Raw genomic sequence first — 12,382 nt, 5'->3', positions numbered from 1 at the left:
GGCAGGCCGGAAGGCGCGTGCGGGGGAGCTGGGTGGTGTCCCCGTGCCGCGTTCCGGTGATTTTGTCGCCCCAGGAGACCATGAGCGTCCGCCCCCCGCCAAAATCGGCCACGGGGCGCGGCAGCCCCCGGCGACCTTGGAAACGGTCGCCGGGGGCTGCCGGGGGGTGGGAATGCGAGGGCTGCGGGGGCTGCGGGGCCTCAGGCGCCCGGTCCGGCCTCGGCGGCCTGGTCGAGCCGGAAGGCCTCGTTGCCCAGGCCGATGCGGGCGTGCGCCTCGGGGCGGCGGGCCTTGAGGACCAGCCCGTGGACCAGTCCGGCCAGCGCGGCCACGCCGATGATCGCGGGCAGTGCCCAGCTGAGCGCGGAGCCCTCCTCGGCGGCGACCAGGAGCGTGAAGTCCTTCACGGTGTAGACGGCGATGACGACCAGGGCGACGCCGGCGACGCCGGCCGCGACGAGCCGCCAGACCTGGGCCCCGGCGGCGCCCCGGCGGACGAAGAAGGCGATGACGGCGAAGGAGGAGGCGGCCATCAGGGCGGTCACGCCGAGGGCTCCGACGCTGCCCATCCAGGTGAACAGGTGCAGGACGGGGGCGGTGGGGTCGCCCGCCGGGGAGGTGTCGGTGACGGCGAAGGCGAGGACGACGAGGGCGGCCACCACGGTCTGGAGCAGGGAGCCGGTGGCGGGGGCGCCGGTGCCGGGGTTGGTGCGGCCGAAGCGGGCGGGGAGCAGGCCCTCGCGGCCCATGGCGAAGGCGTAGCGGGCGACGACGTTGTGGAAGCTGAGCATGGCCGCGAACATGCCGGTGACGAAGAGCACGTGCAGGACGTCGGTGAAGCCGGCGCCGAGGCGGCTCTGGGTGAGGTCGAAGAGGAGGGCGGGGCCGGCCTCGGCGGCCGCCTTGGTGATGTGCGCGGGCCCGGTGGCCACGCTGAGGGCCCAGGCGCTGAGGGCGAAGAAGAGGGCGACGAAGCCGACGGCGAGGAACATCACGCGGGAGACGACGATGTGCGGCTTGCTGGTCTCCTCGGCGTAGACCGGGGACTGCTCGAAGCCGACGAAGGCGGCGATGCAGAAGCACAGGGCGGTGCCGAGGCCGGCGCCGCCGAGGGTCGCGGGGTCGAAGGCGTGCAGGGAGAGGCCCTGGGGGCCGGGCTTGCCGAGGGCGGCGAGGTCGAAGACGACCACGAGGGCGCACTCGATGAGCAGCAGGACCCCGAGCACCTTGGCGTTGAGGTCGATCTTCAGCCAGCCGAGGGCGCCGGTGGCGGCGACCGCGAGCAGGGCGGGGATCCACCAGGCGATCTGCGTGTCCAGGTAGGTGGCGAAGAGGCCGGAGAGCTCGAAGCCGAGGATGCCGTACACGCCGACCTGCATGGCGCTGTACGCGACGAGGGCGACCAGGGAGGCGCAGGCGCCGGCGGTGGGGCCGAGGCCGCGGGCTATGTAGGCGTAGAAGGCGCCGGCGTTGTGGACGTGGCGGCTCATCTCGGCGTAGCCGATGCCGAAGAGGGCCAGGACGACGCCGAGGATCACGAAGAGGAGGGGCTGGCCGACGATGCCCATGACCCCGAAGATCGTGGGCATGACACCGGCGACGACCATCAGGGGCGCGCTGGCGGCGAGCACGGAGAGCAGCAGTCCGGCGGTGCCGAGGCGGCCGGCGCGCAGGGCGCGGTCCTGGCCCTTGTAGGTGCGTATCTCGGCCTCGGTGGCGGCGGCCGTCACGGTGGATCTGCCCGTCGGCATGGCAGGGTCCCTTCGGGGTCGGGTGGGCTGGGGGTGTCAGGCGGTGCCGAGCGCGGCGCTGCGCGCGGCGAGGAAGGCCTTGGTGGGGTCGCGGTCCGGGTAGGACCAGGGGGCGCGGGTGGCGTGGACCCCGATGCGGTGGAAGAGGGCGGCGGCTTCGGCGGGGCGGCCTTCGCAGAGCTTGGCGTGGGCGAGGAAGTTGAGGTCGACCCGGTTGCGGGGGTGGTCCTCGCGTTCCCACTCCAGCCACCAGTCGAAGGCGGAGCGCAGCACCTGGCGGGCGCGGCGGCCGGTCCAGTGCTCGACCGCGGCATCGGGCGCGGTACGGCCCTCGACGGCGGCGAGGACGCGGTAGCGCTCGGCGTGGGCGATGACGGGGAGCACGGCGAGCGGGGAGTCGGCCGGGGACTCCTCGGCGGCCCAGGCGGCGAAGTCGTAGACCTCGTGGAGCGGGTCGCGTCCGGCGGCGGGGTCGCGTTCGGCGAGCCGGGCGACCATGAGGTGGTGGGCGTGGTGGTGCTCGCGGTGGCGGGCCCGGACCTGGTCGAAGTGGCGGCTGAACTCCTCGTCGGTGCCGAAGGCCCGGGAGAGCATCAGGAGGCCGAGCCAGGGGGTGGGGTCGGCCGGGAGCAGGGCGGCGGCCCGGCGGCAGGCCTCGTCGGCGGCCTGGGCGCTGCCCTTGCCGCGCAGGGCGGCGTGGACGGCGGCGCAGGCGAGGAGGGTGGCGGCGTCGGCGCTGCCGGGTTCGGCGAGGAGCCATTCGCGGGCCCAGGCGGTGGCCGAGGGGGTCTGGGCGAGGACGGTGACGCGGTGGCCCCGGCGGTCCCAGTCGTCGCCGGTGGCCACCAGCAGGCTGCGGGCCCTGGCCCAGCGGCCCTGGGTGAACTGGCCGCGCACGGAGACGAGTTCGGTGTCGCAGAGGGCCGGGTCGAAGAGCTGGGCGTCCCGCTTGCGGGTGCGGCCGAGGGGCGGCGGCGGGGACATCCGCGGGTTCCCTCCAGAGCGCGGGCGCGGGTGGACGACGTACGGGGGGTGCGGGAGCGGGGCCGTGCGGGTGCGGGGCTGTGCGATGTGGTGCCGGTGTGCGGCGCGTGGGCGCGGGGCGCCTGGGGCGCGGCTCGATCGGCCCGGTGGTCAGTCGGGATGATCACTCACAGCAAACCGGTACGCACAGCTCCGCGTCAAGGTCCGGACTGGCGGGTGGCCGGAATCAACTGGTGCCCGAAGGGGGCACGTTGGGGCGTAGGGGGCGGGAGGCCCCGCTCCCGGCCCCCCCGCGCCCCGGTCGCCGGCGAGGCTGATTTTGGCGCGGGGCCCGTCAGACGAGGTGGATCGTGAAGCGCCTCACGACCCTGGGGGTCGTGGCGATCGTGTCGGAGTGGACCCAGCCGCGGGCCTTCTTGTAGTCCCCGGTGCCGCCGGTGATCGCGTTGTCGAAGGGACCCTGGTCGAGGTAGTTGAAGTACATGCCCTGCACGGTGAGCTGGCCGCCCGGGAGGGTGTAGGTCACGACGCACTGCTCCGCTTCGTCGGCGCCGCCGCGGGTGGTGGTGCAGGTGCCGTGGCTCTCGCCGACCTTGATGTGCTGGCTGTCGAAGAGGTCCGAGCGGACGACGACGGTATCGCCCTGCTTGGGGGAGCCGGGGACGACGGGGGTGACGGGGAAGCGGGTCAGCTCCTGCACCTCGGCGAGGACCGTGATGGTCCGGGCCTTGTCCATGGCCGGGGCGGAACCGGTGTCCGTCGCGGCGGCCGCGACGGGGGTGCAGGCGAGGAGGGTGGCCAGGGTGGCCGTGCCGAGGCAGGCCGCTGCGATGGGGCGCATCATGCGACTCCTGAGGTTGGTGTTCGGGAATGACCGGATGGCGAACTTCCATCCGATTCCGATCGATTCCTTCATAGCCCCGTCTCCACCGGGTCGCGGAGCACCCCCGCGCGAACCACCGGTACGTCCAGCCGGTCGGACCAAGGTCAGGCGGCTGTGGCGGCGGCCGCCGCCCGGCCCGCCGCCCGGCCGGAGAAGAGGCAGCCGCCGAGGAAGGTGCCCTCCAGGGCGCGGTAGCCGTGGACACCGCCGCCGCCGAAGCCCGCCGCCTCGCCGGCCGCGTACACGCCGGGCAGCGGCTCGCCCGAGGGGGTCAGCACACGGGAGGAGAGGTCGGTCTCCAGGCCGCCCAGGGACTTGCGGGTCAGGATCGAGAGGCGGACGGCGATCAGCGGGCCGGCCGCCGGGTCCAGGATCCGGTGCGGGGCGGCGGTGCGGATCAGCCGGTCCCCGAGGTACCTGCGCGCCCCGTGGATGGCGGTGACCTGGAGGTCCTTGGTGAAGGGGTTGGCGATCTCCCGGTCGCGGGCGGTGACCTCCCGCCGGACGGTGGCCTCGTCGAGCAGGTCCTCGCCGGTGAGCTCGTTCATCCGGCGGACCATCGCGGACAGGTCCCGTTCGACGATGAAGTCGGCGCCCCGGTCCATGAAGGCCTTGACCGGCCCGGGTACGGCTTGCCGGGCGCGGACCAGCACGTCGCGGACGGAGCGGCCCGTCAGGTCCGGGTTCTGCTCGGAGCCGGAGAGGCCGAACTCCTTGCCGATGATGCGCTGGTTGAGCACGAACCAGGTGTGGTCGTGCCCGGTGCGCATGATGTGGTCGAGGGTGCCGAGGGTGTCGAAGCCGGGGAAGAGGGGCACGGGCAGGCGCCGGCCGGTGGCGTCCAGCCACAGGGAGGAGGGGCCGGGCAGGATGCGGATGCCGTGGCGGGCCCAGATCGGGTCCCAGTTCTGGATGCCCTCGGTGTAGTGCCACATCCGGTCCTTGTTGATGTGGCTGGCTCCGGCCTTCTCCGTGATGCCGAGCATCAGGCCGTCCACGTGCGCGGGGACTCCGGAGAGCATGCGTGCGGGCGGGGTGCCGAGGCGGGCCGGCCACTGGGCGCGGACCAGGTCGTGGTTGCCGCCGATACCGCCGCTGGTGACGATCACCGCCTGGGCCCGCAGGCTGAAGGAGCCGGTGCTCTCACGGCTGCTCGCGGCGCCCCGTACCGCGTCCGAGGGGGCCAGGACCTCCCCGGTGACGGTGTCCACGGCGCCGGCGGTGGAGGCGAGGCCGGTGACCCGGTGGCGGAACCGCAGGGTCACCAGGCCCCGGGCGACCCCGGCGCGGACCCTCCGTTCGAAGGGCTCGACGAGGCCGGGTCCGGTGCCCCAGGTGATGTGGAAGCGGGGGACGGAGTTGCCGTGTCCGTTGGCGTCGTAGCCGCCGCGCTCGGCCCAGCCGACGACGGGGAAGAAACGCACCCCCTGGGCGTGCAGCCAGGGCCGCTTCTCCCCGGCGGCGAAGTCCACGTACGCCTCGGCCCAGCGGCGCGGCCAGGCGTCCTCCTCGCGGTCGAAGCCGGCGGTTCCCAGCCAGTCCTGGAGGGCGAGGGCGCGGCTGTCCCGGATCCGCATCCGGCGCTGCTCGGGCGAGTCCACGAAGAACAGCCCGCCGAAGGACCAGTGCGCCTGCCCGCCGATCGACCGCTCGGGCTCCTGGTCGAGGAGGATCACCTTCCGGCCCGCGTCGACGAGCTCGGCGGTGGCCACGAGGCCGGCGAGGCCCGCTCCGATCACGATCACGTCAGCGTCGTAGCTCATGCGTCTGCCCGTCCTCCGGTCGGTGGTGGGGCAGATCCTTTGCTACGGAGCGGTAACCCGTCAACAGCGGTGATTGGATGGGTGCGTGAGTGCCGCTGATGAAGTACTGGACGTGGTGGACCGGGACGACCGGGTCACCGGGCAGGCCCCGCGGGGTGAGGTCTACGCCCGGGGGCTGCTCCACCGGTGTGTGTTCGTGCAGGTCACAGATGAGATCGGGCGCGTCTTCGTGCACCGCCGGACCGCTTCGAAGCTGGTGTTCCCCGCGCACTACGACATGTTCGTGGGCGGGGTGCTGGGCGCCGGGGAGGACTACCCGGGGGCGGCGCTGCGGGAGGCGGAGGAGGAGCTCGGGGTGAGCGGGCTGGAGCAGCCGGTGCCGCTGTTCAAGTTCCTCTACGAGGGTCCGGGCGGTTCCTGGTGGTCCTACGTGCACGAGGTGCGGTGCGCGCTGCCCGTCGCCCCGCAGGAGTCCGAGGTGGACTGGCACGCCTGGCTGGAGCCGGAGGAGCTGGAGCGGCGGGTTGCCGACGGGGAATGGCCCTGGGTGCCGGACGGGCTGGAGGCGTACCGGCGGCTGCGGGCCTTCCGGGAGGGCGGTGCGCGGCCGCCCGCGCCCCGCGCCTGAGGGGGACGTAAATTGGACAGGTGATCGACTTCGGCAAGGACGTGCGCCTCTGGTTCGCCCCGCAGCGGCTGGGCGACGAGGGCGAGACCCCGGACTACCGCTTCTCCCTGGCCAACGAGCGGACCTTCCTGGCCTGGATCCGGACCGCGCTGGCGCTGGTGGGCGGCGGGTTCGCGGTGGACCAGTTCCTGCCGGACCTGCGCTGGGGGGTGCGGGTGGGGATGGCGCTCGCCCTGCTGGCGGTGGGGGCGGCCTGCGCGCTGCGGGCCGTGCACCACTGGGTGCGCTGCGAGCGGGCGATGCGGCGGGGCGAGGACCTGCCGCTGTCGCCGTTCCCGGTGCTGCTGAGCCTGGGGGTCGGACTGGTCGCGCTGGCGATGGTGGTGGTCGTGCTGATGGGCTGGACGGGCCGGCCGTGACCCGTCCGGCGGCGGCCGCCCGGGACGCCGGGCTGCAGCCCGAGCGGACCCGGCTGGCGTGGCGGCGCACCACGCTGGCGTGCTCGGTCACCGCGGTGCTGGCGCTGCGGCAGGCGCTGCACGGGACCGGTTCGCCGGTGGAGGTGGGCGGCGCCGCCCTGATCGCGCTGGTGTGGGTGGCGTTCCTGTGGGTGGCGCACCGGCGGATCCGGCAGCTCGCGGCGGCGCGGCCGGCGGGGCTTACGGGGCTGACCGCGGTGGGGGCGGCGGCGTGCGCGGTGGCGCTGGCGGTGTTCGCGATGACCGTGATCGTCTGACGGGTCCCGACCCGTCGGGTGCCCGACCCCGGCCCGAGCCCCGCCCTCCCCCGCTGCGGGTCCGGCTGACAGGATGCTGACCGCCTGTCACAGCGACCCGGGGAGAGCGCCCATGACCGTCGAGAAGCCGTATGTCGTCCAGCCCGCGGCCGGGGTGTACGCCTACGTCCAGCCGGACGGCGGCTGGTGCCTGAACAACGCCGGCTGGATCGCCGACGGCGGACGGACCGTGCTGGTCGACACCGCCGCCACCGAGCGGCGGGCCCGGGCCCTGCGCGAGGCGGTCCTGGCGGAGGGGTCCGCGCTGCCGCGGACCGTGGTCAACACCCACCACCACGGCGACCACACCTACGGCAACGCCGTCTTCGCGCCGGCCGTGATCGTCGGCCACGACCAAGCGCGCACCGAGCAGCTCGCCGCCGGGCACCAGCTGGAGCTGATCTGGCCGGCGACCGACTTCGGCGCGATAGAGATCACCGCGCCCGACCTCACCTACGGCGACCGGCTCACCCTGCACGCCGGGGACACCGAGGTGCGCGTCCTGCACCCGGGCGTGGCGCACACCACCGGCGACTCGGTGGTGTGGCTGCCGGAGCAGCGGGTGCTGTTCACCGGGGACCTGGTCTTCGCCGGGGGCACCCCCTTCCTGGCGATGGGCTCGCTGGCCGGTTCGCTGCGGGCGCTGGAACTGCTGCGCTCGCTGGACGCGGAGACCGTCGTACCCGGGCACGGGCCGCTGACCGACCCGTCGGCGTACGAGTCCACCGAGCGCTACCTGCGGTACGTGGCGGAGCTGGCGCGGGAGGGCCGGGACAAGGGGCTGACCCCGCTGGAGACCGCGCGCGGGGCGGACCTCGGGGAGTTCGCGGCCTGGCGGGAGAGCGAGCGGCTGGTGGCCAACCTGCACCGGGCGTACGCGGAACTGGCCGGGGAGCCGGAGGGGGCCCCGCTGGACATCATGGCCGTGCTGCGGGACATGACGGTGATGAACGGCGGCACGCCCATCCTGTGCCACGCGTGAGGGGATAGGGCGGCGGCGGGCCGGAAGGTCTTCTTTCGGCCCGCCCCCTGGACGGCATACCGACTGGTCGGCATGATGACTCGGGACACCCGTCGTCGACCCCACTTCCCACGGAGGCGCGCACATGACCCCAGCCGACCCCCGAGGCCTCGACCTGGAGCGGCTGCGCGACCGGCTCGACGCCGCGCTCCCCGGGCTCGTGGCCGGACCGCTGACCGGCCGGCTGATCGAGGGGGGCCGTTCGAACCTGACGTACGCGGTCACCGACGGCACGGCCCGCTGGGTGGTGCGCCGCCCGCCGCTGGGGCACGTCCTGGCCACGGCGCACGACATGCGGCGCGAGCACCGGGTGATCGCCGCCCTGCACGGGACGGCCGTGCCGGTGCCCGAGCCGCTGCTGCTGTGCGAGGACGAGGAGGTGCTGGGGGCGCCGTTCTACGTCATGGAGCACGTGGACGGGGTGCCGTACCGGACGGCGGAGCAGCTCGCGGAGATCGGCCCGGAACGCACCCGGCGGGCGGTGCTGGGGCTGGTGGACACCCTGGTGGACCTGCACGCGGTGGACCCGGAGGCGGTGGGCCTGGGCGACTTCGGCCGGCCCGAGGGGTTCCTGGACCGGCAGCTGCGCCGCTGGGGCAAGCAGCTCGCGGCCTCGCGGGGCCGGGAGCTGGCCGGGATCGACGAACTGCACGCGGCCCTGGGCCGGGCGCTGCCCGCCTCCCCCGCCCCGGCCGTGGTGCACGGGGACTTCCGGCTGGACAACGTGCTGATCGGCGGGCCGGACGACACGATCCGGGCGGTGCTGGACTGGGAGATGTCCACGCTGGGCGATCCGCTGACGGACCTCGGGCTGCTGGTGATGTACAGCTCGGACCTGGGCCTGACCGACTCCCCCGTCAGCACGACGAGCCGCGCTCCGGGGCATCCGGCGCCGGCCGAGCTGGTCGAGCGGTACGCCGCCCGCTCGGGCCGGGACACGGGGGCGATCGCCTGGTACACGGCCTTCGCCTGGTTCAAGCTCGCGGTGATCCTCGAGGGCATCCACTACCGCTACACGCTCGGGCAGACGGTGGGCGCGGGCTTCGACCGGATCGGCGAGCTGGTCCCGGTCTTCATCGCACACGGTCTGACCACCCTCCAGGAAGGCTGAGGAGCCGCCCCGATGGACTTCGCATTCGACACCCGGACCGAGGAACTCCGCGGGCGGCTGCTCGCGTTCATGGAGGAGTACGTCTACCCGGCGGAAGCCCTCGCCGCCGAGCAGCGCGCGCGGCTGGCCTCGCCCTGGGACACCCCGGCCGTCTTCGGTGAACTGAAGGCCGAGGCGCGCCGCCAGGGCCTGTGGAACCTCTTCTTCGTAGACCAGCACAGCCTGCCCGACGCCGAGTACGGGGCCGGGCTGACCAACCTCCAGTACGCCCCGCTCGCCGAGATCACCGGCCGCAGCCCGCACCTGGCCCCGATGGCCACCAACTGCGCGGCCCCGGACACCGGGAACATGGAGCTGCTCGCCCAGTTCGGCAGCGAGCGGCAGCGCAAGCAGTGGCTGGAGCCGCTGCTGGCCGGGGAGATCCGCTCGGCGTTCGCGATGACCGAGCCCGACGTGGCCTCCTCGGACGCGACGAACGTCGAGACCAGGATCGAGCGGGACGGCGACCAGTACGTGGTCACCGGGCGCAAGTGGTACATCTCCGGGGCGATGAACCCGGACTGCAAGGTCTTCATCGTGATGGGCAAGACCGACCCGGACGGCGCCGATCCGCGCCGCCAGCAGTCGATGGTCCTGGTCCCGCGCGACACCCCGGGCGTGGAGGTGCGCCGGGCGATGACCGTGTACGGGTACGCGGACCACGACCACGGCGGGCACGCCGAGGTGGTCTTCGACGGGGCCCGGGTGCCCGCGGAGAACCTGATCGGCGAGGAGGGCGCCGGCTTCACCATCGCCCAGGCCCGCCTCGGCCCGGGCCGGATCCACCACTGCATGCGGCTGATCGGCATGGCGGAGCGGGCCGTGGAGCTGATGTGCCGGCGCGCGGTGGGCCGTACCGCCTTCGGGAAGGAACTGGCCGCGCAGGGCGTCGTGCAGAACTGGATCGCGGACGCCCGGGTCACCATCGAGCAGCTGCGGCTGCTGGTGCTGAAGACGGCCTGGCTGATGGACACCGTCGGCAACCGGGGTGCGCACACCGAGATCCAGGCCATCAAGATCGCCACCCCGCGCGCGGTGGTGGGGATCCTGGACCAGGCGGTTCAGCTGCACGGCGCGGGCGGGGTCAGCCAGGACTTCCCGCTGGCCGAACTCTGGGCGGCGGCGCGGACGCTGCGGCTTGCGGACGGCCCGGACGAGGTCCACCAGCGCTCCCTGGCCCACCGCGAGCTGAAGCGCTACCGCTGAGCCGAGGGGGCGCCCCGGCCCGAGGCCGTCTCGATGACCTCGTCCAGCACCTCGCGGGAGCGGACGAGGTCGCCGATCATCCGGTCGATCCGGTCCCGTTCGGTGGCCAGTTCGGCCACCAGGGCGGGGGTGGCCCGTACCGACGGGCCACCGTCCTCGTCCCGCATGCAGGGCAGGATCTGCGCGATCTTGGAGCTGTGCAGTCCGGCCGCGTAGAGCTCCTGGATGCGGATCACCCGGTCCACCGCCCGCTCGGGGAAGTCCCGTTGTCCGCCGGGCGTCCGGTCGGAGACGAGGAGGCCCTGCTGCTCGTAGTAGCGCAGGGAGCGCTCGCTCACCCCGGTGCGCGTCGCCAGCTCGCCGATCCGCATGGTCACCCCGTTCGGTCTGGAAGCCCTTGAACCTGACACTGGTGTCAGCTTCTACGGTACCGGCATGACGCAGACACGACAGACCCTCGCCGCCGGATCCCTCCTCTTCTCCCCCGCCCACCTGGGCCCCCTCGCCCTCCCCAACCGCCTGGTGATGGCCCCGCTGACCCGCAACCGCGCCGGGGCCGACGGGGTGCCCGGGGAGCTCATGGCCGCCCACTACGCACAGCGCGCCTCGGCGGGCCTGATCATCGCCGAGGGCACCACCCCGAACGCCGTGGGCCAGACCTACCCGCACATCCCGGGCATCCACACCCCGGCGCAGGCCGCGGGCTGGCGGCGGGTCACCGAGGCCGTGCGGGCCGCGGGCGGGCGGATGTTCCTCCAGCTCCAGCACGGCGGCCGGATCGGCCACCCCGACACCAGCGGGCACGTCCCGCTCGCCCCGTCGGCCGTGGCGCTCCCGGAGCCGCTGCACACCGCCGCCGACCTCCAGGACTCCGTCACGCCCCGCGCGATGACGGAGGAGGACATCCGCTCGACCGTCGCCGACTTCGCGGACGCCGCCCGCAGGGCGGTGGACGCGGGCTTCGACGGGGTGGAGGTGCACGCCGCCAACGGCATGCTGCTCCACCAGTTCCTCGCCCGGAACACCAACCTGCGCACCGACGCCTGGGGCGGGCCGGTCGAGGGGCGGATCCGGTTCGCCGTCGAGGTGGTCCGGGCCGTCGCCGAGGCCGTCGGGCCGGAGCGGGTCGGCGTGCGCGTCTCCCCCGGCGGGGACGTCAACGGCATCGAGGAGGGCGACACCGGGGAGATCTACCCGGCGCTCCTCGCGGCCCTCGCGGAGCTGGACCCGGCCTACCTGCACCTGCTGTACGCCGACCCGGACGAGCCCTCCTTCGCGGAGTTCCGGCGGGCCTGGCCGGGCACGCTGATGGCCAACCCGCGGCTCTCCCGCGAGGAGGTCGCCGCCGACGCGGGCCTGGCGCGGGGCGAGCGGCTGCTGGCGGCGGGCGCCGACCTGATCGCCCTCGGGCGGGGCTTCATCGCCAACCCCGACCTGGCGGAACGCCTGCGCACGGGCGCCCCGCTGAACGAACTCCGCCCCGAGTTCCTGATGCACGTGCACGGCGAGGAGGGCTACAACGACTACCCGGTGCTCGCCCCCGCCGCCCTTGTCTAGGGGCGCAGGGAGCGCAGGAGCAGGTCGGCGAGGTGGTCGGCCACCTGGTGCGGGGTCAGCGGGCCGTCGGCCCGGTACCAGGTGGAGAGGTGGTGCACCGAGCCGAAGTAGTAGTCCACCACCAGGTCGGCGGGGGTGGCCGTGGCGAACACCCCGGCGGCCATGCCCTCCTCGACCAGTGCGCGGAACCGCTCGTGGTAGCGCCGGCGTTCGGCCCGGACCTGCTTGTACTTCTCCGGGCTGAGCTGGTGCATCGACCGGAAGAAGATCATCGCGTCGTCGAGGTTCTCGATCGTGGTGACGACGACGTCGGCCGCCGCTGCCCGCAGCCGTTCCTCGACGGGGGCACCGGATCCGGCCACCGCGTCGAGCCGCTGCTGCTGGAGGCGCAGCATGCGCGCGTACACCTCGTGCAGCAGGTCGTCCTTGGAGCCGAAGTAGTGGTAGAGCGCGCCCTTGGTCACCCCGGCCGCCTCGACGATCTCCTGGACGGAGGTGCGGTCGTAGCCGCGCTCGGCGAACAGCCTGGTGGCGACGGCCAGCAGGCGCTGCGGCACCGGGGTCTCACGGTCCTGGTCGCGGTCGTGGTCGCGTCCGTGGTCGCGGTCGCCGTCCTCGGGTCCGGCGGTGTTCCTGGCGGCCATGGCGCTCGCCTTCCTCTCCT

General features: G+C 73.9%; 13 protein-coding genes. 7 read left to right on the top strand and 6 right to left on the bottom strand.

What is annotated here, in order from left to right:
- Window positions 1-200 precede the first annotated feature (200 nt).
- From ACFY0O_RS33765 to ACFY0O_RS33750, 4 genes are all read right to left on the bottom strand, one after another.
- Window positions 201-1,751, bottom strand: coding sequence for an APC family permease (locus ACFY0O_RS33765; protein ID WP_388953966.1), 1,551 nt, complete (start codon window positions 1,749-1,751; stop codon window positions 201-203).
- 36 nt (window positions 1,752-1,787) lie between these two features.
- A complete protein-coding gene (locus ACFY0O_RS33760) occupies window positions 1,788-2,735 on the bottom strand; it encodes a hypothetical protein (RefSeq protein WP_388953963.1) in 948 nt (315 codons plus the stop codon).
- Between the two features lie 334 nt (window positions 2,736-3,069).
- Complete coding sequence (locus tag ACFY0O_RS33755; RefSeq protein ID WP_388953961.1) at window positions 3,070-3,576, bottom strand: hypothetical protein; 507 nt, start codon at window positions 3,574-3,576, stop codon at window positions 3,070-3,072.
- 146 nt (window positions 3,577-3,722) lie between these two features.
- Window positions 3,723-5,381, bottom strand: coding sequence for an FAD-binding dehydrogenase (locus tag ACFY0O_RS33750; RefSeq protein WP_388953959.1), 1,659 nt, complete (start codon window positions 5,379-5,381; stop codon window positions 3,723-3,725).
- An 85-nt stretch (window positions 5,382-5,466) separates the two neighbouring features.
- On the opposite strand from ACFY0O_RS33750, the gene ACFY0O_RS33745 reads away from it, so the two are divergent.
- From ACFY0O_RS33745 to ACFY0O_RS33720, 6 genes are all read left to right on the top strand, one after another.
- A complete protein-coding gene (locus ACFY0O_RS33745) occupies window positions 5,467-6,009 on the top strand; it encodes an NUDIX hydrolase (protein ID WP_388953956.1) in 543 nt (180 codons plus the stop codon).
- Between the two features lie 20 nt (window positions 6,010-6,029).
- Entirely contained in the window at window positions 6,030-6,428 is a 399-nt protein-coding gene (locus tag ACFY0O_RS33740) for a YidH family protein (protein WP_388953954.1), read from the top strand.
- Window positions 6,425-6,745, top strand: a complete 321-nt coding sequence (locus ACFY0O_RS33735; protein ID WP_388953951.1) for a DUF202 domain-containing protein — start codon at window positions 6,425-6,427, stop codon at window positions 6,743-6,745. Before ACFY0O_RS33740 ends, ACFY0O_RS33735 begins: the two co-directional genes overlap by 4 nt.
- 112 nt (window positions 6,746-6,857) lie before the next feature.
- Window positions 6,858-7,766, top strand: a complete 909-nt coding sequence (locus ACFY0O_RS33730; RefSeq protein ID WP_388953948.1) for an MBL fold metallo-hydrolase — start codon at window positions 6,858-6,860, stop codon at window positions 7,764-7,766.
- Window positions 7,767-7,890: 124 nt separating this feature from the next.
- Window positions 7,891-8,916 (top strand): phosphotransferase family protein, encoded by a 1,026-nt coding sequence (locus ACFY0O_RS33725; protein ID WP_388953945.1) that lies wholly within the window; start codon window positions 7,891-7,893, stop codon window positions 8,914-8,916.
- Between the two features lie 12 nt (window positions 8,917-8,928).
- The gene (locus ACFY0O_RS33720; protein WP_388953942.1) at window positions 8,929-10,161 is read left to right on the top strand and encodes an acyl-CoA dehydrogenase family protein; all 1,233 of its coding nucleotides are present in this window, start codon (window positions 8,929-8,931) and stop codon (window positions 10,159-10,161) included.
- Here the strand turns inward: ACFY0O_RS33720 and ACFY0O_RS33715 are convergent.
- Entirely contained in the window at window positions 10,152-10,532 is a 381-nt protein-coding gene (locus tag ACFY0O_RS33715) for a MerR family transcriptional regulator (protein WP_388954031.1), read from the bottom strand. The two genes, ACFY0O_RS33720 and ACFY0O_RS33715, sit on opposite strands and share 10 nt — an antisense overlap.
- Before the next feature lie 64 nt (window positions 10,533-10,596).
- Here ACFY0O_RS33715 and ACFY0O_RS33710 point away from each other — a divergent pair, with 64 nt between their 5' ends.
- Window positions 10,597-11,718 (top strand): alkene reductase, encoded by a 1,122-nt coding sequence (locus ACFY0O_RS33710; protein WP_388953940.1) that lies wholly within the window; start codon window positions 10,597-10,599, stop codon window positions 11,716-11,718.
- Here ACFY0O_RS33710 and ACFY0O_RS33705 read toward each other — a convergent pair.
- Window positions 11,715-12,362, bottom strand: a complete 648-nt coding sequence (locus ACFY0O_RS33705) for a TetR/AcrR family transcriptional regulator (protein ID WP_388953937.1) — start codon at window positions 12,360-12,362, stop codon at window positions 11,715-11,717. The genes ACFY0O_RS33710 and ACFY0O_RS33705 overlap by 4 nt on opposite strands.
- Window positions 12,363-12,382: the final 20 nt, after the last annotated feature.

The organism is Streptomyces sp. NPDC001594 (genome assembly GCF_042893675.1).
In the GTDB taxonomy this organism is placed as follows: Bacteria; Actinomycetota; Actinomycetes; order Streptomycetales; family Streptomycetaceae; genus Streptomyces.
Note: the sequence above shows the minus strand (reverse complement) of the source record. Positions and strands in the feature narration are given on the sequence as shown.

Excerpts from the sequence above, each read along its gene's own strand:
- ACFY0O_RS33765 (WP_388953966.1), bottom strand. The coding sequence starts at position 1,751 with ATGCCGACGGGCAGATCCACCGTGACGGCCGCCGCCACCGAGGCCGAG.
- ACFY0O_RS33760 (WP_388953963.1), bottom strand. The coding sequence starts at position 2,735 with ATGTCCCCGCCGCCGCCCCTCGGCCGCACCCGCAAGCGGGACGCCCAG.
- ACFY0O_RS33755 (WP_388953961.1), bottom strand. The coding sequence starts at position 3,576 with ATGCGCCCCATCGCAGCGGCCTGCCTCGGCACGGCCACCCTGGCCACC.
- ACFY0O_RS33750 (WP_388953959.1), bottom strand. The coding sequence starts at position 5,381 with ATGAGCTACGACGCTGACGTGATCGTGATCGGAGCGGGCCTCGCCGGC.
- ACFY0O_RS33730 (WP_388953948.1), top strand. The coding sequence starts at position 6,858 with ATGACCGTCGAGAAGCCGTATGTCGTCCAGCCCGCGGCCGGGGTGTAC.
- ACFY0O_RS33725 (WP_388953945.1), top strand. The coding sequence starts at position 7,891 with ATGACCCCAGCCGACCCCCGAGGCCTCGACCTGGAGCGGCTGCGCGAC.
- ACFY0O_RS33720 (WP_388953942.1), top strand. The coding sequence starts at position 8,929 with ATGGACTTCGCATTCGACACCCGGACCGAGGAACTCCGCGGGCGGCTG.
- ACFY0O_RS33715 (WP_388954031.1), bottom strand. The coding sequence starts at position 10,532 with ATGCGGATCGGCGAGCTGGCGACGCGCACCGGGGTGAGCGAGCGCTCC.
- ACFY0O_RS33710 (WP_388953940.1), top strand. The coding sequence starts at position 10,597 with ATGACGCAGACACGACAGACCCTCGCCGCCGGATCCCTCCTCTTCTCC.
- ACFY0O_RS33705 (WP_388953937.1), bottom strand. The coding sequence starts at position 12,362 with ATGGCCGCCAGGAACACCGCCGGACCCGAGGACGGCGACCGCGACCAC.